This window comes from Candidatus Cloacimonas sp. (assembly GCA_035403355.1).
In the GTDB taxonomy this organism is placed as follows: Bacteria; Cloacimonadota; Cloacimonadia; order Cloacimonadales; family Cloacimonadaceae; genus Cloacimonas.
Genome location: DAONFA010000002.1, coordinates 131,179 through 149,237, shown reverse-complemented (window position 1 = coordinate 149,237; position 18,059 = coordinate 131,179). Strand labels below are relative to the sequence as shown.

18 protein-coding genes and 1 tRNA gene are annotated in these 18,059 nt (G+C 38.0%); 3 read left to right on the top strand and 16 right to left on the bottom strand.

Translation table 11 applies throughout. The features are described 5' to 3' along the window. Positions 1-347: 347 nt before the first annotated feature. The 3 genes from PLE33_01235 to PLE33_01225 all read left to right on the top strand — a co-directional run bounded on the left by PLE33_01235 (position 348) and on the right by PLE33_01225 (position 3,540). Positions 348-1,667 carry an inositol-3-phosphate synthase gene (locus PLE33_01235; GenBank protein HPS59871.1) on the top strand — a complete coding sequence of 440 codons (1,320 nt, stop codon included), beginning with the start codon at positions 348-350 and terminating at the stop codon, positions 1,665-1,667. 61 nt (positions 1,668-1,728) lie between these two features. Continuing rightward, positions 1,729-2,835 carry a CDP-glycerol glycerophosphotransferase family protein gene (locus PLE33_01230; protein HPS59870.1) on the top strand — a complete coding sequence of 369 codons (1,107 nt, stop codon included), beginning with the start codon at positions 1,729-1,731 and terminating at the stop codon, positions 2,833-2,835. A 3-nt stretch (positions 2,836-2,838) separates the two neighbouring features. After that, positions 2,839-3,540: a sugar phosphate nucleotidyltransferase gene (locus tag PLE33_01225; GenBank protein ID HPS59869.1), complete on the top strand. Its 702-nt coding sequence runs from the start codon at positions 2,839-2,841 to the stop codon at positions 3,538-3,540. Positions 3,541-3,669: 129 nt separating this feature from the next. Here PLE33_01225 and PLE33_01220 read toward each other — a convergent pair whose 3' ends face one another. From PLE33_01220 to PLE33_01145, 16 genes are all read right to left on the bottom strand, one after another. After that, positions 3,670-4,404 (bottom strand): tRNA threonylcarbamoyladenosine dehydratase, encoded by a 735-nt coding sequence (locus tag PLE33_01220; protein ID HPS59868.1) that lies wholly within the window; start codon positions 4,402-4,404, stop codon positions 3,670-3,672. Then, positions 4,376-5,119 carry a TatD family hydrolase gene (locus PLE33_01215; protein ID HPS59867.1) on the bottom strand — a complete coding sequence of 248 codons (744 nt, stop codon included), beginning with the start codon at positions 5,117-5,119 and terminating at the stop codon, positions 4,376-4,378. Before PLE33_01215 ends, PLE33_01220 begins: the two co-directional genes overlap by 29 nt. A 9-nt stretch (positions 5,120-5,128) precedes the next feature. Further along, positions 5,129-6,148 (bottom strand): lipopolysaccharide heptosyltransferase II, encoded by a 1,020-nt coding sequence (gene waaF, locus PLE33_01210; GenBank protein ID HPS59866.1) that lies wholly within the window; start codon positions 6,146-6,148, stop codon positions 5,129-5,131. Beyond that, entirely contained in the window at positions 6,145-7,227 is a 1,083-nt protein-coding gene (locus tag PLE33_01205) for a glycosyltransferase (GenBank protein ID HPS59865.1), read from the bottom strand. The genes waaF and PLE33_01205 overlap by 4 nt, the downstream gene beginning before the upstream one ends. Next, the gene (locus PLE33_01200; protein HPS59864.1) at positions 7,224-7,970 is read right to left on the bottom strand and encodes a glycosyltransferase family 2 protein; all 747 of its coding nucleotides are present in this window, start codon (positions 7,968-7,970) and stop codon (positions 7,224-7,226) included. The genes PLE33_01205 and PLE33_01200 overlap by 4 nt, the downstream gene beginning before the upstream one ends. Further along, entirely contained in the window at positions 7,970-9,121 is a 1,152-nt protein-coding gene (locus tag PLE33_01195) for a glycosyltransferase family 4 protein (protein HPS59863.1), read from the bottom strand. Before PLE33_01195 ends, PLE33_01200 begins: the two co-directional genes overlap by 1 nt. Continuing rightward, positions 9,118-9,954 carry a glycosyltransferase gene (locus tag PLE33_01190; GenBank protein ID HPS59862.1) on the bottom strand — a complete coding sequence of 279 codons (837 nt, stop codon included), beginning with the start codon at positions 9,952-9,954 and terminating at the stop codon, positions 9,118-9,120. The genes PLE33_01195 and PLE33_01190 overlap by 4 nt, the downstream gene beginning before the upstream one ends. Further along, complete coding sequence (locus PLE33_01185; GenBank protein HPS59861.1) at positions 9,951-10,895, bottom strand: hypothetical protein; 945 nt, start codon at positions 10,893-10,895, stop codon at positions 9,951-9,953. Before PLE33_01185 ends, PLE33_01190 begins: the two co-directional genes overlap by 4 nt. A 31-nt stretch (positions 10,896-10,926) precedes the next feature. Further along, on the bottom strand, positions 10,927-12,843 hold the full coding sequence (locus tag PLE33_01180; GenBank protein ID HPS59860.1) for an ABC transporter ATP-binding protein: 1,917 nt from the start codon (positions 12,841-12,843) through the stop codon (positions 10,927-10,929). Between the two features lie 45 nt (positions 12,844-12,888). Then, positions 12,889-12,965: transfer RNA gene (locus tag PLE33_01175), tRNA-Arg, on the bottom strand. 665 nt (positions 12,966-13,630) lie between these two features. Then, a complete protein-coding gene (locus tag PLE33_01170) occupies positions 13,631-13,903 on the bottom strand; it encodes a hypothetical protein (GenBank protein HPS59859.1) in 273 nt (90 codons plus the stop codon). 8 nt (positions 13,904-13,911) lie between these two features. Continuing rightward, positions 13,912-14,757: a hypothetical protein gene (locus tag PLE33_01165; GenBank protein ID HPS59858.1), complete on the bottom strand. Its 846-nt coding sequence runs from the start codon at positions 14,755-14,757 to the stop codon at positions 13,912-13,914. 8 nt (positions 14,758-14,765) lie between these two features. Next, complete coding sequence (locus PLE33_01160; protein ID HPS59857.1) at positions 14,766-16,199, bottom strand: FlgD immunoglobulin-like domain containing protein; 1,434 nt, start codon at positions 16,197-16,199, stop codon at positions 14,766-14,768. Then, a complete protein-coding gene (lspA, locus tag PLE33_01155) occupies positions 16,200-16,766 on the bottom strand; it encodes a signal peptidase II (protein ID HPS59856.1) in 567 nt (188 codons plus the stop codon). After that, positions 16,763-17,164 carry a TraR/DksA C4-type zinc finger protein gene (locus tag PLE33_01150; protein HPS59855.1) on the bottom strand — a complete coding sequence of 134 codons (402 nt, stop codon included), beginning with the start codon at positions 17,162-17,164 and terminating at the stop codon, positions 16,763-16,765. Before PLE33_01150 ends, lspA begins: the two co-directional genes overlap by 4 nt. 61 nt (positions 17,165-17,225) lie before the next feature. Next, complete coding sequence (locus PLE33_01145) at positions 17,226-18,056, bottom strand: purine-nucleoside phosphorylase (protein ID HPS59854.1); 831 nt, start codon at positions 18,054-18,056, stop codon at positions 17,226-17,228. Between the last annotated feature and the right edge of the window lie 3 nt (positions 18,057-18,059).

Below are 18,059 nucleotides of genomic sequence, written 5' to 3'. Positions count from 1 at the left end.
TGTTTTTCAGTTCCTGCTTTTTTGCCTTATGCGGCAGATGAGATTCCCGTATCGTTCCCATATCGCGATACGGGAACGATACGAGAGTCATATCGGAGGGTTATGGGAAAAATTCCGGGAACTCTTTGATTTTTGTTTTAACTCTTTCCCGACCTTTCTGTGGATGCAACGAGATGAATAGGCAACAGAAAATCTCATCTTTGCCTTCAACTGCCAAAGCTGAAGCTCGGTTTAGAGCTAAAACAAAAATTCTAAAAATAGGAGGGCAGCGGTGAAAACATTTGTGCTTGACACCTACGCATTTATATATTTACTGGATAAAAATAAGCAACTAAAGAGGAGAAAAAATGCTTAGAGGTAATGAAATCAAACAGGCAGAAGGCAAACTTGGCGTTATATTAGTAGGTTTAGGCGCTGTAAGTACAACTTTTGTAGCTGGCGTTCAAGCAATTAAAAAAGGCATTGCGGAACCCTTTGGTTCGGTTACACAGATGTCCACTATCCGCTTAGGAAAAAGAACTGAAAATAGAACCCCGTTAATAAAGGACTTTGTGCCTCTCGCTAATTTACAGGATTTGGAATTTATGGCTTGGGATATTTTCCCTAATGATGCTTATGAAGCAGCATTAAAAGCCGGAGTTTTGGAAAAAGAACTGCTGGATAAAATTGAGCCGGAATTGCGTTCTCTGAAGCCCCAAAAGGCGGTTTTCAATAATAACTATGTGAAAAAATTACACGGCACTTATGTTAAAACCGGCGATAATAAAATGGATTTGGCTCAGCAACTGATGGAAGATATCAAACGCTTTAAAGAAGAAAAAAATTGCAGTCGGTTAGTGATGGCTTGGGCTGCCTCCACTGAGGTCTATTTGGAAGCCAACCCGGTGCATAATACTTTGGAAAGTTTTGAACAGGGTTTGCGGGATAATCATCCGGCAATCGCTCCTTCAATGATTTATGCTTATGCCGCTTTGCAGATGGGAATTCCTTTTATCAATGGTGCTCCGAATTTTAATCTGGAAATTCCGGCTTTTAGAAAACTGGCGGAAGAGAAAAAAGTTCCCGTTGGCGGTAAGGATTTTAAAACCGGTCAAACATTGATGAAAACAATCATCGCTCCCGGGCTAAAAGCCAGAATGATTGGTATTCACGGTTGGTTTTCTACCAATATTTTAGGTAATAGAGACGGAGAAGTTCTTGATGACCCCGAAAGTTTTAAGACCAAAGAAGTTAGCAAGCTTTCGGTGCTGGAAACAATTCTGGAACCGGAAAAATATCCTCAGCTCTATAAAGACCTCTATCATAAAGTCCGTATCAATTATTATCCTCCGCGTGGCGATAATAAAGAAAGCTGGGATAATATAGATATTTTTGGCTGGCTCGGTTATCCGATGCAAATTAAAATCAATTTCCTGTGTAGAGATAGCATTCTGGCTGCTCCTGTTTTGCTGGATTTAATTCTCTTTATGGATTTGGCACAGCGTTGTGATATGTTTGGAGTTCAGGAATGGCTTTCTTTCTTTTGGAAATCCCCTATGACTGCTCCCGGGCTTTATCCCGAAAACGACCTTTTCATTCAACAGATGAAACTGAAAAATACTTTGCGCTATATGATGAAAGAAGACCTGATTACGCATCTGGGTTTGGAGTATTATAACGAAATGTAAAATATGGGTATGGAGCTTGTCTCCATACTTATTTTAATTATTAAAACTGTTCTAAATGGCAATGAAGAAGATAAAACTCCTTTTCAGAATTGGCTATGCCTATCATAAGTCCGCCTTTGATCCTATTATAGAGCTGCTTCTGAATAACCCCAAATACGATGTTTGGTTTTCGCTGGATATGGAAAAAATCAAATATTTGTGGTTTGAATTTCCCTATCGGAACAAAATAACTGAGGACTGGAAAAAACTCGGCTATCGCTTTACACAAGAGACAACTGGATTTGATATTGTTATTTCCGGGGATACTCTTCGCAATGCAAAGGATTATGGTAAAACACTGCTGATTTTTCTGAATCACGGAACAGGCATTAAAAATATACTCTATCGTAACTTAGCTCGTTCTCCCGGAGTTAAATACCAGATTTTTGTGGAAGGACAGCATAGAGTTGAATCCCTGTTAAAATGCCCCTATTTGGGAAAAAGCGAAGTCCATTTAATCGGCTTGCCTAAACTGGACTACTATTTTCAGGGTAAATTTAAGCGGGAAGAGGTGTTACAACGCTGGAATCTTGATCCCGCTAAAAAAACAGTGCTTTTTGCTCCAACTTATAAACCAACCTGTATGTATGAAATTAAAGATGACATCTTTGAACAAACCAGGAACTATAATCTGATTATTAAACTTCATCCCTACAGCTGGATGGGAAAATATGCCCCGCATAAACAACACCGGATATTTGAAAGACGCGTGAAAAAATATCCTCATTCAGTGCTTTTGCCTTTTACGGAATTTAATATCGTTCCCTATTATGCTGCCGCCGATACTGTTATCAGTGAGGCATCCAGCACGGTTTTTGATTTTATTGCCTTGAATAAATTCGGTATTGTTTATGACCTTGCTTGCGATAAACTGAATCATTCAGACGGTCAACCCCTGCTGGAAATTGATAACCGGGAATTTTTAAAAGGTGCTTTTCCCCATATCCAAAACGGGAAACAACTTCCTGAAGCAATCGCTACAGCCCTTAATCCTACTTTGGATATGATTGCTAAGGCAGATGAATACCGCCAAAAGTATTTCTACGGTTTGGACGGAAAAGCCAGTATCCGCTTTGTTGAAAAAATGGAAGAGCTTTACTCTGAAGGGGGTCACGAAAATGGAGCGTAAATCTTGCAAGCAGTAATAATTGCAGCTGGAATTGGCAGTCGCCTCTGGCAAACTACAAAACAAGTTCCTAAAACCCTGCTTCCCTATCAAAACGGAACTATCCTATCCACTATTATTGAACACCTGAAAGATGCAGGCATTACAGAACTGATAATGGTTATCGGGTATAAGAAGAACTATATAATTGAATACCTGCAGAAAAATCCCCCCGCCTTACCGGTAACTTTTGTAGAAAACCTTGAGTGGGACAAAGGAAATGCCCTTTCGGTTTATAAAGTAAAGGATTATATAAAGGATGAGCCCTTTCTCCTTTCTATGTCTGACCACCTGGTAAAAGTAGAAGCCCTAAAAAAGATAGCCGAATTTCCGGAACGCCTTAACCTGCTTTTAGTGGACCCTTTTATAACGGAAAACTTTGATCTGGATGACGCTACAAAAGTGCAGACAGAAAATGATTACATAATTGCTATCGGCAAAGAACTGACTACTTATAATGCCTTGGATTGTGGAATATTTCGTTTGGAACCGGATTTCTTTACAGCAGTGGAAAAAGCAATGGCTAAAGGGAAGGACTCTATCAGCAATGCGATTTCGGAACTGATAACCTTAAAGCGCATAAAAGCAATTACTTTAGATAAAGCAAATCAGTGGATAGATATTGATACCCCTGAAGCATATCAATTTGCTCAACACTTTGTTCCCTGAAGAACGATGTCCTCATCGTTCCACCTCCTGTAATTTAATTCGTTGCCTAAAATTAAACGGTAACGAAAAAGCTTGGTTACTAAGGAACTATAAGATGTTTTTCTTCTTTTTTTATCAGGAAGAACTACTTCAATCTTTTAGGATATCCCTTATTACATAAGACGCAGCCATCAATCCCATTATTGAAGGTAGATAACTGATAGAACCAATAACCTTTCTCTGTTTTACCTGTAATAAATCTTCTGCTTCGGTAACTTCATTATCTTCAGCTATTTTCAGTGGTAATTCAGAAGAATAAACACAAGGGAAACTTCCTTTTATACCTTTTTTGCTTAGCAGCTTTCTTACTTTTCTGGCTAAGGGACAGTTGTAGCTTTTATCAATAGTAGAAATATGAATTTGCGAAGGATCTAACCGATTTCCTGCTCCCATTACACTGATAAATTTGCGTTCATTTTTAAGCAAGAATTCCAATAAGCTAATCTTGGCACTCAAACTATCAATAGCATCCACACAATATTCTGCTCCCGCAAGTAAGCTATCCTGCTTATTTTCATCCAGAACTTCCTGATAGATAATCACTTCTGCCTTAGGATTGATATCCAGAATCCGCTGTTGCATTAATTCTACTTTGGGCTTGCCAATGTTGGATTGCAAAGCTAAAATCTGCCTGTTGATATTTGTAGGTTCAATTACATCAAAGTCAATCAGTATCAATTTCCCGATTCCGGAACGGGCTAAAGCTTCTGCAGAATAAGAACCAACTCCTCCCAAACCAATAACTGCCACAGAGGTCTGAGCTAATTTTTGCATACCTTGCTGCCCAACTAAAAGTTCAGTTCGGGAGAAATATGTTTCGTTCATAGCCGTTAAAGTTTATCTGTTGTTGTTTTTTTAATGTGTCTGGGTGAATTTCTGTAAATTCAGCTACAGAAGAGATAAGAGAAATTAAGCGTAAAAGAGGATTAACTTCTCTTGGCTTTACATATTCACGCGTTATATCTGTTTCAAATAAAAAGCGGTTACTATCTATCATAGCGGTTAAAAGTTCTCTCTTATCCTTTTTTAATAACCGCTCGGAAATTGTAAAAAGTGAATTCAAGCGTAAAAGGTCTTTAAAACCCTCTAAGGAACCTGCATAACCGTGCACAAGATATTGTAGCTTATATTGTTTCAGGATGTTATATGCTTCGCTGGTATGCCCTACAAGATGTAAAACAACCGGCAGATTGTATTGTTTGGCAAGTTCCAGCTGAGTAATAAATGTCTTTAGTTGCCCTGCAAAATCAGGATTATTTCTATCCAGTCCAATTTCTCCGATTGCCCAAATCTTTTTCCTGGCACAAAGTTCTTCAATATCCATCAGCTCCAAATCGCATTCATCATAGTTAGGATGAATTCCGGCACTGTAAGCAATGCGTTTATCGGGGTTTGTTTGATGCCAGGCAATTTCTGCTTTAGCCAGCACAGAAGAAAGCCAAAAGTGAATTCCCTGTTTTTCCGCTTCTTCCATTAAAGGCAACACAGGCATAAATTCCGCTAAATTCGCCAAATGACAATGCGCATCTATAAAAGCCATTGTAACCTCCTATTTCAAAATAGCTGTTACTGCTGCAAAAACCGGCTCTACCTCTATCTTTTGCATACAGTTATGATGTTTTTGCGGGCATTTTTTACTGCCGTGACTGCCACAAGGCCTACAATCAAGGTCAACTTCAAAAACCCTGTCGCCCTGCCTGTAAGGATAATAGCCAAAACGCTGAACCGTGGGACCGAAAAAGGCAAAAACCCTGGTCTGCATTGCATTGGCAATATGCATCGCACCACTATCATTACAAATCATTAAAGAGCACTTTTTTATCACAGCCGCACTTTCCAGTAAATTAGTAACTCCTGCAAGATTAATTAGCTTAGCATTATCTTTGGGGATGGAATTTTCAATTTCCTCACATAGAAATTTATCGCTTTCCCCGCCAATTAAGATAATTCCATAGCCACTATCTAAAAGTTTACGGCAGAGTGCTATATAGGACTTCAGTTGCCAGCATTTGGTTTGCCAGATAGAGCCAGGAGCAATAGCAATTAATGTCTTTCCGGACAATGCTTTTAGCAATTCCTCTGCTTTCTGTTTATCTTTATCCGATGGGAAAAGCTCTGTTTGCAAATCAAATTCCCTATCAGTTAAGGGCTTTAATAGACCTAAGTTTTTAACTATTTTATGAGGTCCTACGGGATGCTCTATTCTTTTTGTCAACATCCATTTAGCAGAGCCCCGGTTAAAACCGATGCGTTCCGGAATTTTACTTAAATATAATATTAAATGCGTGCGAAAAGAACTATGAGGAGAAATAACCAGGTCATAATGCTTACTTTTAATTTGCTTGATTAGTTGCAAGGTAGAGAGCAAAACATTTTTACGCTTTTCATCTACAATTACTTCCTGCACAAAATGATTGTTTTTTAAAAGAATGGCTGCCTCAGAAACAACCATCACATCTATTTTTGCCTGTGGATACAATTCCGCCGTAGCTCTTATTAAAGGTGTAATTAATATCACATCTCCTATAAAAGCTGTCTGCACAATCAATATGTTTTGTGGTTCTTTCATAATGAAGTATATAGTTCCAGGTATTTATCAATCATCTGTTCTTTGCTGAATTTCTGCACACTGTTCAAGGCATTATTCCCATATTCTTCTCTCAGCAAAGGGTTTTGTGCCAAAGTTAAAATAGCTTTAGATAGCTCCCAAGGATTTTGCGCAGGAACAAGTAAACCGTTTTCTCCTGAATTAATCATTTCTATGATGCCTCCTGCTCTTGTCCCGATTACGGGAAGTCCAACACTCATTGCTTCTAAAACAGAAGTTCCAAGCCCTTCCAGACAGGAAGCCAAAACAAAGATATCAAACGCTTGCAAAAACTGCCCTATTCCTTTTTGAAAACCGGTGAAGGCAATGTGACCCTGCAAACCTAATTCCTCAGCCATTTTTTGCATTTCCGGAAGTAAATTTCCCCCTCCTACTGCCATAAAAAACAGCTCCTGCTTTTCTTGCACTGCCAGAGAGGCAGCTTTCAGAAAATTGGGGTAGTCCTTGTGACCTGCAAAAGCAGCTACGGTTCCTACTATAATACTCTCTTCAGGGATATTCCAGGTTTTATAAAAGTTTTCCGGAACTTGAGCTCTGTCAAACTTAGCCAAATCTATACCGCTATGAATAACTGTAATCTTTTCTGCAGCAACACCGCAAGTAATTAGAACCCTGCGAATATTATCAGAAACGGCAACTATTTTATTTACTGCTTTGGTTTTGTATTTAAAAGCGGACAAGGGATTTTTCCCTATCGGAAAATCAACTCTTCTGGTTGCTACGAGTTTTAAGCTCGGGTAAAATAATTTTGCTAAAAGACCCCAACTGAGAGAATGACTGCTATGCAGCTGTAAAATATTATAAGAATAACGACGGCAAAGAAGGGCTAACTGGAAAGCTGAAATAATATCTGATTCGCTTCTAAAGGTAAGACAATGATAATTTAGCCGGTTGGTTTCAAAATACCGCTGTAACTGAGAACCGGGACAGCAGACAAAACCACATTCATAACCTCTTTTCAGCATACCTTCATAAAGGTAAACTGCCTGCTGTTGACCACCTCTCCAATATTTTTCCGCATCAATATGAAGAACCTTCATTTTTTCATTTTCCCCAAAAGATGATAGCGGTTCCAAACACCCCAAGCGGAATTTTTACACAGCAAGAAGCCCTTAGCACCATCCAGAAAGCCAAGCTGGAAGAGATACATTTTGATAAACTTATAGCTGCCTCTAACAAATGCTATCAATTCGTTAGCTCTTTTGCCTTGAGCATAAAGCTGTTGGGCACTTAATTCTCCATACAAACGCATTTTAGCAAAATGCACTGCCACTGTTGGACTGGTATAATGATATAGATAATGTTTGCAGGTTTTAACTTTCTGAGAGGTCTGAACTCCTTCGTGAACAAGCTTTTCGCTAAACTTACCCAGTTTGCGGTTAAATATCCGTAAGGGAGCATCATTTTGCCAACCGCAATAATGGATGGGCTTGCCTAAATAATATGATCTTCTTTTTAAGCGCCAGGCAGAGTTATCAAACTCCCTTTTTTTAAGTTCCTGCAGCTCTTTTTGGAGTTCAGGGCAAAGTTCTTCATCAGCATCAATAGATAAAATCCAATCAAAAGTAGCAAGAACAACTGCTTGCTGTTTGGCTTTTCCAAAGCCCTCCCATTTATCCAAATAATAAACCTTAGCACCAAAATTCTTACAAATATTCACTGTTTCATCGGTGGAACCGGTATCCAACACAACTATTTCCTCCACCCGGGAAATAGATTTTAAGCAACGGGCAATATTCTGTTCCTCGTTTTTTACAATTAAAACCGCAGAAAGATGCTCCATTACCGATTTTTTCCCTCTTCTATCACTTTGGTGTATTCAACTGCAAAACGCTCATAGTTTATGTGCTCTTGCACATAATCCCTGGCTGAATTACTCATTAGTTTTAACAATTCTCTGTTAGCATCAAGTTTCTTTATATCAGTAATAAACTCCTCTATTATGTCTTCTTCATTTTCAGCTTTAATTAAAAAACCGCTAATGCCATCTTGAAATGTCTCTCTCACTCCTCCTACATCAGTAGCCAGCGGAACCAGGCCACAAGTCATCCCTTCAGAAATTACCAAACCAAAACCCTCGGAACTGGAACATAGAATTAGAATATGAAAGCTCTTTATGGTTTGATATAACTTTTGCCTGTCACAAATCTCGCCCAAATTCACTACCGGTTCGGTTTTAGCGTAATTTCCTATACAATAAAATTTTGTCCCCGGAAGCTCGTAAATAACTTTTACAGCAATTTGTTGATATAAATGGAATCGCTTCTCTTTTGAATTGCGTGCAATAAAGACAATTTTCAGAGGAGCATTCCAATCCTTAGTAATGTTAAAATTACACAAAGGGACAGCATTGTGAATTACTTTCAAACGCTCAACATATTTATCTGCAAAGCCATTGTTTATATAGATGTTTTTAACTGCATTGTAAACTGCTTGAGAGACAACTATTCTTTTATTGATTTTGGGAGTTGCTTGAATCCAGTGTTCGTTATTTATTCCAAAAAGTCCATGCAGAATATCAATAATATAACTCTCTTTCAAATAATAGCATAGTTCATAGAAAATAGTGCTGTTAGCAGAAAGCACTACTGCTTTTGGATGCCTGTTTATCATTGAAGCCAGAAAACCATAGAAGAAATTCTTAACTATAAAGCGGTTTGCGTTATTTAAGTATTTATATATTTCAATCAATCTTCCGGTATCTTGCATTGCCTGATAATGGGCTTTATTACGAGAATTCATAGTAATTATAATAAAAGGTTTTTGGTCTGCAAAAATACGCAAAATGTCAAGATGAACCTGTTCTGCACCTCCAGTATGAAAATGAGGAAAGAAGAAAAAAAGAGAACCGGGATTATTCCAATGCAAAATCTTATCGGCTAAAACCCCTGTGTAATAAAAAGGATAACCTAATACTCGCTCTAAGTTATTCATTTTAATATCTCCAAATCATTGCGTTCAGAATTAAGACCCTTTTGGCATCTATAATTTCTATGTGAAATTTTGTTTTTGCAGTGTTCACTATAATTGGCATTTTTCCTCTCACCCTTATCGTGATAAAGTGTATGATATAAGTGAAGAGGGTTTTGCTTAGATACAAAATTAAAACCGGTTCTGCCTAATGCTTGTAAGCGTCTGCCCAAATCATCATCTTCATTTCCCCAATCAATATAGTTTTCATCATATCCGTTAACTAATTCAAAATCACTTTTAAAGATAGCAGATACACCTCCTCGCAATTTTGCCCCGTGCCCACCAAGATGTAGATAACGAAATAGTATATAGGATAGAAAGTCCTTTTTATACTGTTTTTGTATTTTTCTCTTTTGTTCGGCAGTTAAAATTGCCTCCCAGTTATTCTGTTCTATAATTTCCAAAGTTAATTTATCGCTTTGTTCTTTATTCAAACGCACAGGATAACCGCTTAGAAATCTTCCCGGAGTGAGTTTTGCCTTTATCCATTTTAAATAATCTGGCAGAACTACAATATCCTGATCCAGGAAAACCAAAACATCTCCTTTGCTAACAGAAACACCGTTGTTTCTTACTCTGGCAGCCCGAAATTGGAGATGTTCCTGTCTCACTAAAATAAGCGGAATTGCGGTTTTCTTTTTTTGAGCGTTAAAAAAGCTAACGATATCTTCTTCGGAGCCGTCATCGGAAAGGATTATTTCATCTGGTAGAACACTTTGTCGGTAAACGGAAAACAGGCATTTTTCCAATAAATTCAGATTATTAAACACAGGAATGATTAAGCTTATGCTCATCGTTTCAATAAGATATAATTTTTAAAAGTCCCGATTTGTTTGCCACCATTAAAGTGTTTTTCTATAAAAGTTAAAAAGCGGGCTTTAAAGGTCTCATGTTTATGCGGTTCCCGATAAGGATTGGGTTTGCCTGTCAGTTGCAATTTATCCTGCCAGTTAAAACACGAAACTTTATTCTGCATAACTTGCGGATGAGAACCTTTGAAAACAGCTAATCGGGTCAAAGGTCCATAATCAAAATATTGTGGAGCTTTGTTATAATAGGCATCTGCCTTTTCTTTCCCCCAATGCACAGAATCTAAAGCTCGGCGTTTATTTTGCATTAAATGGGGAGGACGCACCCAACCGTAATGATAAATCTCCGCATCTACTTTGGCAACTTTCAATTTTCTGGTTCCTTTTTCCTGACGCGGATTATCATAATATTCAAAATAGCGAAAGGATTGAGCACTCTGATAAGAATGGATATGAGGGTCATTTCTGATAATTCTGATTTCAAAAGGATACCAGCCATGCCCGTTTTGATAGTGATAATAATCACCCCAGAAATGCTTATAGGCAAAGAGCAAACCTTCTACATCTTTATCGTTTAGCAGTTCTTCACAGCGTTTCTTAATTACGGGTAAATATTTTTCATGCACAACTTCATCTGCCTGCAGATAAAAAAGCCAGTCGCCTTGGCATTCATTTTTAGCAATATCAGTTTGCCAGGCATTAATAACTCCCCTTTGGCACAATTTGGGGTCCCATTCTGTATCAATAATTTTAATCTTTGGTTCATTTAATGCCAAAATGCGTTCCCTTGTTTCATCGTCAGAATCACCTTTCCCTATTGCGATTATAAATTCATCGCAAATTGGCAAAATGCTTAATATGGACTCAATTACCGGATAGTATAATTTTATCCCGTTGCGCACAAAGGAAAAGCCGCTAATTTTCATTGTTTTTTCCTCTCTGCTATGCACTGTTAACTTATTTACCCTGCTGCAGATTATAAAGATGTTGATAGCGGGGACAGTTTTGAATCAATTCCTGGTGTGTTCCCATACCCACAATTTTCCCTTTTTCCAAAACTACTATCTTATCTGCTTTTAAAATTGTAGAAAGCCGATGAGCGATCAAGATAACAGTTCTGTTTTGGGTTGCCTTATCAATTGCCTGCTGCACTTTTTGTTCCGATTCCGTATCCAGAGCAGAAGTTGCCTCGTCAAAAATTAAAATTGGAGGGTCTCCGGCAATAGCTCGTGCAATGCAAAGTCGTTGTTTTTGTCCTCCTGATAAATCCGAACCTTTACTGCCAAGGACTTCGTTATACTTATTGGGTAGTTCATTGATAAATTCATCCGCATTGGCAATTTGGGCAGCTTGGATGATTTGTTCATCGCTAATTTCTTCCTGGCTGCCGTAGGCAATATTTTCTTTGATGGATTTGGAGAAGAGAATGGATTCTTGAGTTACGATACCGAAGAATTTGCGTAAGTTATCCAATTTAATATCTCTAATATCTATCCCGTCAATTTTTATAGCACCGGCAGAAACATCATACAGGCGAATCATCAAATTAGCGATTGTTGTTTTTCCACTTCCGCTGGAGCCGACAAAGGCAACTTTACTTCTTTTAGGTATAGTTAAATTAAAATTCTTGAGCACCGGTTTATTTTCTCTATAGCCGAAAGTTACATTTTCAAAGGTTATTTCGCTATCAAATGTTTCTTTAGCTATAGCATCGGGTTTATCTTGAATGCGGGATTCCTGGTTCATAACCAAACCAATTCTATCCAGTGAAACCAGAGCTTTACGGATATCAGTATAGACCTGAGTAATCACTTTTAGCGGATGCAGCATAGAGAACAAAGCAAAAAGGAAAGCGGTAAAATCACCTAAGGAAAAACCGCTGCCCGGAGTAAGGATCATATTACCACCAATGACGATTACTATTATTCCGGTAATTGCAGTATTCAATTCCGATATAGGAGTATTCAGTGTTCCGTAATATTGTGCCTTAAACCACATCCGATAATGTTTCTGATTAATAGTTTCAAAATTCTTTCGTTCATATTTCTCGCGCCGAAATGCCTGCACAATTTTCATACTGTTAAGCACTTCCTCCACATTGGAAAAAAGATTGGAGAGCTGTTCCTGAATGCGTTTGGAATATTTCTTTATTTTTTTGCCTAAAAGACCTATCGCTAACGAAAACACCGGCAAAATAACAATGCTGTATAATAGTAAAACAGGATTTAATAAATATGCAATGCGGGCAAAAACAATCACCGTTATCACTTCCCGAATTACATTCACAAAGGAATTGATTAGCTGTTCACTAACGATTTCTACATCACCAACCATCCGAACGATAGCATCGCCAACACGATGATGATTAAAAAATGATAGGGACTGATTTAAATAGCGGGAAAACATATAATTGCGTATATCGCGAATAGTTCTGCCCCGTAAAGAATTGAATAAGATCTTATGGACAAGGAAAAAGACATTTTTCAAGAGAATAACTGCAAAAATAGCTATACACAATAAATATAGTATAGATAGCGAATCCGTTTGCAACATCAGCACTTTGGCATCTTCCCATAAGGCACCGTAATTTTGAATTGCCGGGAAAAAACCACCGGAAGAGCTAATATGCTGTTTCAGCATCTCCCCTAAAGCCACCAGGAAACTGCTGAAATCAGTGTATAACAGATTTACTTTATTCGGCTTAAATACATAATCAAACAGGGGAATTACTAAAGTTACGCTTACCCCGTTAAATAGAGCAAAAAGCAACATACATATAAAACCGGCAAGCATATAATGCCAGTAACGCAACATCATCCTGAAAATCAGGATAATATTATTCCATCTGTTCTTTATTCTCCGTCTCATAGCCATAATTATTCCACAAAAAAAAGCCAGCAAGTGCTGGCAAGAAAAAAATGGCACGCCCTAAGGGAGTCGAACCCCCAACCTTCTGATCCGTAGTCAGATGCTCTATCCAATTGAGCTAAGGGCGCACATAAAACACCAAATATTTTTATGCCCTATTCTGTCAATCATTTCTTGCAGCATTGCTGAATGAAATTACAAAAAGAAGCATTGCTCCTGATATTATCTTGCTGGATAAAATTACTTTACGGGCTTTAGGTAACTACTTGTTGCCTGGTCAGCTTTTAAACGACTCTTAAACGATGCTTTAACGATGCTTTAACTTCGTTAAGGAGTCGTTAAAGAAATGCTAATGCTGCCTAAAAGATTCAACTTGGCAGGGAATAATGCTCGCTACAGAAAGGGGTAAAAGTTTCGCAAATTCCAAGCTAAGTTATTGCAAAATAGAATAAATTTTTAATTTTGGACACTTAAATTAGAACGGACAACAGAGAAATAACAGATAAAGAAAAGTCATTTTTCACCAATTCCTTTTCTCAGCTAACATTGTATCCTTTTTTTGGAGGTAGTTCCATAGTTTAGACAGCTTCGAACTACTTTTATGGCTGGAATCTACCCTAAGGCAGGAAAATATTTATGCATTATCTATAGGAGAACTATATTATATCTGGTTTCCTAGTAAAAGCGGGTCAATTAGTTACTCTTCTCTTAAAACTAAGTTATCTTAATCCTGATAACCCTCTCAGTTATTTTCAATCTGCAAGTTTTGCCCTGCTGTCCTAATGATTTTCCTTCATCCGATAAATAGTTTTACCAGAATAGCTATAAGTAATGCGGAATTGATTGCCAGCCAGATTCTTACTCCCTTGATGCTCTTTTGGTAATAATCCCTGTTTTGCTGCACTTTCTTTTCCAGACGAACCATTAAATGCTCCAGGGAACCAATTTTTTCTGCAGTCCGATCTTTTTTTCTGATATCCTGGTCGTGTTTGGAATTTCGCTTAAAGACATGGAGCAATTCAAAGACGATAGGAATAACGGTTGGAATAAACTTTTTTGCTTTCATACTAACCCTCAATTGAAATTATAACCCAAAGAAAAATAGTGTGTTGCCGGTAGAACACTATGATAGGTAAAGGAATAATCCATTTCCAAATCCTGGATATAGATACTTAAGCCGGCACTATAGGTAGCAGGATTTTGATGAACGCCGAAACGAATCGCCAAGGGTTCCAATAAATGTGCTTCCACTCCCCCCATAAATTCAGTTTCTTTGGCAAAGTCCTTTTTCACTTCTATGGAAGTAGTTACTTTATCATACGGAATATAGGAGATTCCCAAAGCCATTTTACTGGGCAGGTCTATTTGATTTTCATCCCCCATTTTGGCTTTATTGATATTGGTAACGGCAAAAGCAAGATTAGTTCTGTTGTGTAAAACTGCCAAGGCACCCAAATCAATACCCAAAGCAGTATCGTCATCTTCGCCATCCATACTTAAGCGATAAAAATTGCCGGTATAACCGAAAGAAATTTGGGAATGAATATCCTGCAATAAATAGAAACCGTGCGCTAAGCTATAAACCTGCTCACTCATCAGATTAACATCTTCAAAATCTACATCCATCACTCTTGTTCCCAATGCTATAGTCCCCAAATTTTTAGGTAAATTGTAGCCCACAGCCACAGTTTTCAATTCACTGAAATCCTGATTGTAAAGCTGCGAAAAACCAAGTTTGGCACTGAAAGAAGTATTGGTAAGCCCGGCAGGATTGTAAAATATTGCATTTACATCTTTGGCTACGGAAGTATAAGCACCCCCCATACCTCTGGCTATGGCAGATGGTTGATAATCATCAAACACAGCTAAAAGTAATGCGGATGGGATTAGTATCAGACAGATAAACAGTAACTTTTTCATTATAAACCTCACTTCAAAGCGCTTTTAATAACAATGGGTTGAACGGTATTATCTTTATCGCTGTTACTGCGATCGGTAACCTCCAGATGACAGTAATATAAACCAGGAGGCAATAATTTCATATTAGAGTCCCGTCCATTCCATTTATATTCTTCAATTCCCGTGGCAGAAGTTATATTTTTATGCACAGGAGTGTAAACTAACCGACCTTGTGCATCATAAATTCTTACTACTGCCTTGGAAAGATAGCCGGTTTTGGTTCCGTAGCTGATTATAATTTCCTCTCCCCTCTCCGGATTAAAGATATTTTTCTTATCTCCCTGTTTGCCAATATTCAGGTAGGCAATTTTTTTCTGAATCTTGCTGATAACCGAACCGTCAATCAGGTTATTAACTTCCGTATCATTATATTTGAAAGAGATAATGTCAATGGTGTGTTCTCCATAAGCTAAAGGTCTCACCAGAATTTTAATTAACAGGGCATCATTGGTTGGAGATATTATTCCATCCTGAGAAACATAAGTCCAACTAATAGTATCTCCACCGGCACTGATATGAAAATCAGGCATTTCATGAGTTAAAGTGCTATCAATATCCAATCCCGAAAAAATAAGCACCGCGGGATTAACTTTGAAAGTAACAGAATAACTCATCACTCCCCATTCGGATTTAATTTTGGTGCTAAGTAAACTCATAGAGATATCGGTATTCAGAGCTGGATCAGTTGTAGGATCGGTTTTAACGATTTTTATTATGGAATTCTCTATGGTATCCTGCTTAATCATATCATTGGCATTACGGGGATTTACTTTAAAACCAGCACTGCTATGAAAATCTACAATTCCTTGAATAATATACCAATGCTCACCTACTACTATAGAACTTGCCGGAATAGCATATAATCCATTATCTACCATTGCCCAAACATTACTGCTATCAGTTATCAGAAACTGACCATAACCATCCGGAACGGATTTAATTGTTACATCCTGAAATCTGACCAGCACACCTTCATACTTTTCATTTTCCGGATGATTCGTTCCGGAAGGCATAGCGGAAGTAGGTATTTCCAAAAAAGGCGGCAAAGCATTTCCCTGGGAAATAATTTCGTAAGCGCTTACATTGGTAAATTCGGTTAAGTTATAATATTCATCAACCGTTCCGGTAAGCTTTACCAGATCTCCTATGCTGACAGCATTGCTGGTGTTTCTATGAAAAACATAAAGTCCGCTCCATTCACCTCCTGCCGGGTCTGCAATATAAAAAGCAGAATTGGGAATGATGTAAGTAACTATACCCTGAACAGTTACTGTTTGAGAATAGTAAGGTGAATTACCTGTTAGATCGGTAGTATATTGAATGTCGTGACAGGTTAGAACTGTCTGTGCAGATATTCCTGCTACCAGGAAAATTGCCAAAAAAGTGAGAAGATAATTCTTCATTTATAGCTCCTTATTTGTCTCACTGATTTCTATATTTTTTTCTGTATCAAGAGCCGTATTTTGCTTATCTTTAATAAAAATCATATCAATGATCAGCAAAACCACTCCGATAAAAATTGAACTGTCAGCTATGTTAAACACGGGAAACCTTTCCATTATAAAATCGGGAAAATCCATAGAAAAGAAATCCGTTACAGGCCCAAATATAACCCGATCTATCAAATTGCCAAACGCTCCACCTAAGATCAAACCATAAGCGAAAACCTGAATCTTGTGCTGCGCATAATATAATAAAAAGATAATGATGGCTACTACCAGCAATGTAACTCCAATGAAAAATATCCGATTAACCAAATCGCTGCCAATACCAAAAGAAAAAGCAGCACCGGTATTTTGCACTCTAATTAAAATAAAAGTATCACCGAATAAATTTTGCCAAAGAGGAATGCATTCCTGCATTTCCATATTCACCCGCACCAAGGTTTTGGTTAACTGGTCTAAAACTAAAACCAGCAGCATAATAAAATATGCCGGAGCCGTCCTGAATTTAGTGCCAGATGATTTCACCGTCGTTGCCGCCTTTTTTTATCTTCATTTTTTTCTTTGCAGGCAACACAACAAGTAGCATAAGGAATAACTTCCAAACGGGATTCCTGAATAAATTCACCGCAAAATTCACAAATACCGTAAGTTCCATCTTCAATTCTTCGTAATGCTTCATTGAGATGACGGATTTTTTCTCGTTCGCCTTCCAACATCATAACCGTTTGTTCCATAAGGTTTGTATCCGAACCCTGATCTGCTTGATGATATGCATAGCTGGATAAATCGCCACTGCTTTCCCGGGCACCCAAGCTTTGCTCTTTGTTGATACTTTCAATATAAGCAATGCTTTCCCGTAATTCAGACCTGATTACTTCCTCGTAATATTTCAGTTTTTCAGGCGCTAACTTCTTTGTTGCCATTTTGTTCTCCTTCGGAGTTACGCTTTTAAAAAATAAACTTATTCAAACATTATAATACCAATTATGGTGTCAATGAAAAAGTCCTTGCCAGGCGTGGAATCAGTTCTGCTATTATCTTTTGTAGTTTTTCCCCGGCTACGGATGCTACCGCTTGAATCTCTTCCTGACTATGAGCTAAATTATGAAAAAGATTACTGTAGTTCGTAACTATTGAATAGGCAAGAACTCTTAACCCGCAATGAATGGCAGTAATAACTTCCGGCACTGTGGACATCCCTACAATATCCGCTCCCCATAAAGCAAAAGTAGAACATTCAGCTTTCGTTTCCATAGAAGGTCCCGTTACCGCTATATAGACCCCTTTAGCTGTTTCAATTTCCAGTTCTAAAGCCACTTTATCTGCCATTGAACATAATTCAGGATCGTAGGGTTGATTTAACGAAGGAAACCTTTCCCCGATATCATCATTTATACCTATTAAGGGATTAGTGCCCATAAAGTTAATATGATCCTGCAGCTGCACAATTGTTCCCGGCGAATAGTCCTTTCGTAAACTACCGGAAGCATTGGTAACCAGTAAAACTTTTATTCCCAAAGACGCTAAAACCCTTACCGGAAAAACAACTTCCGCCATTGCATAACCCTCATAATAATGAAAACGCCCCTGCAAAAAAAGAACCGGAATTCCCCCAACTTCACATAATAGCAAGTTTCCTTTATGAGTGGGAGCAGTGCTTTTAACAAAACCCGGAATCTGGTTATAGGGTATAGAATACAGCAACGGAAATGATTCTGCCATATTGTTTAATCCCGTTCCCAGAATAATTGCAATTTGTGGCTTGCGGGGAAGTTTGCTTTTCAACCAGACAGCTGTTTCTATATAACTATTCATCTG

Excerpts from the sequence above, each read along its gene's own strand:
- PLE33_01235 (HPS59871.1), top strand. The coding sequence starts at position 348 with ATGCTTAGAGGTAATGAAATCAAACAGGCAGAAGGCAAACTTGGCGTT.
- PLE33_01230 (HPS59870.1), top strand. The coding sequence starts at position 1,729 with ATGAAGAAGATAAAACTCCTTTTCAGAATTGGCTATGCCTATCATAAG.
- PLE33_01220 (HPS59868.1), bottom strand. The coding sequence starts at position 4,404 with ATGAACGAAACATATTTCTCCCGAACTGAACTTTTAGTTGGGCAGCAA.
- PLE33_01215 (HPS59867.1), bottom strand. The coding sequence starts at position 5,119 with ATGGCTTTTATAGATGCGCATTGTCATTTGGCGAATTTAGCGGAATTT.
- waaF (HPS59866.1), bottom strand. The coding sequence starts at position 6,148 with ATGAAAGAACCACAAAACATATTGATTGTGCAGACAGCTTTTATAGGA.
- PLE33_01205 (HPS59865.1), bottom strand. The coding sequence starts at position 7,227 with ATGAAGGTTCTTCATATTGATGCGGAAAAATATTGGAGAGGTGGTCAA.
- PLE33_01200 (HPS59864.1), bottom strand. The coding sequence starts at position 7,970 with ATGGAGCATCTTTCTGCGGTTTTAATTGTAAAAAACGAGGAACAGAAT.
- PLE33_01195 (HPS59863.1), bottom strand. The coding sequence starts at position 9,121 with ATGAATAACTTAGAGCGAGTATTAGGTTATCCTTTTTATTACACAGGG.
- PLE33_01190 (HPS59862.1), bottom strand. The coding sequence starts at position 9,954 with ATGAGCATAAGCTTAATCATTCCTGTGTTTAATAATCTGAATTTATTG.
- PLE33_01185 (HPS59861.1), bottom strand. The coding sequence starts at position 10,895 with ATGAAAATTAGCGGCTTTTCCTTTGTGCGCAACGGGATAAAATTATAC.
- PLE33_01180 (HPS59860.1), bottom strand. The coding sequence starts at position 12,843 with ATGGCTATGAGACGGAGAATAAAGAACAGATGGAATAATATTATCCTG.
- PLE33_01170 (HPS59859.1), bottom strand. The coding sequence starts at position 13,903 with ATGAAAGCAAAAAAGTTTATTCCAACCGTTATTCCTATCGTCTTTGAA.
- PLE33_01165 (HPS59858.1), bottom strand. The coding sequence starts at position 14,757 with ATGAAAAAGTTACTGTTTATCTGTCTGATACTAATCCCATCCGCATTA.
- PLE33_01160 (HPS59857.1), bottom strand. The coding sequence starts at position 16,199 with ATGAAGAATTATCTTCTCACTTTTTTGGCAATTTTCCTGGTAGCAGGA.
- PLE33_01150 (HPS59855.1), bottom strand. The coding sequence starts at position 17,164 with ATGGCAACAAAGAAGTTAGCGCCTGAAAAACTGAAATATTACGAGGAA.
- PLE33_01145 (HPS59854.1), bottom strand. The coding sequence starts at position 18,056 with ATGAATAGTTATATAGAAACAGCTGTCTGGTTGAAAAGCAAACTTCCC.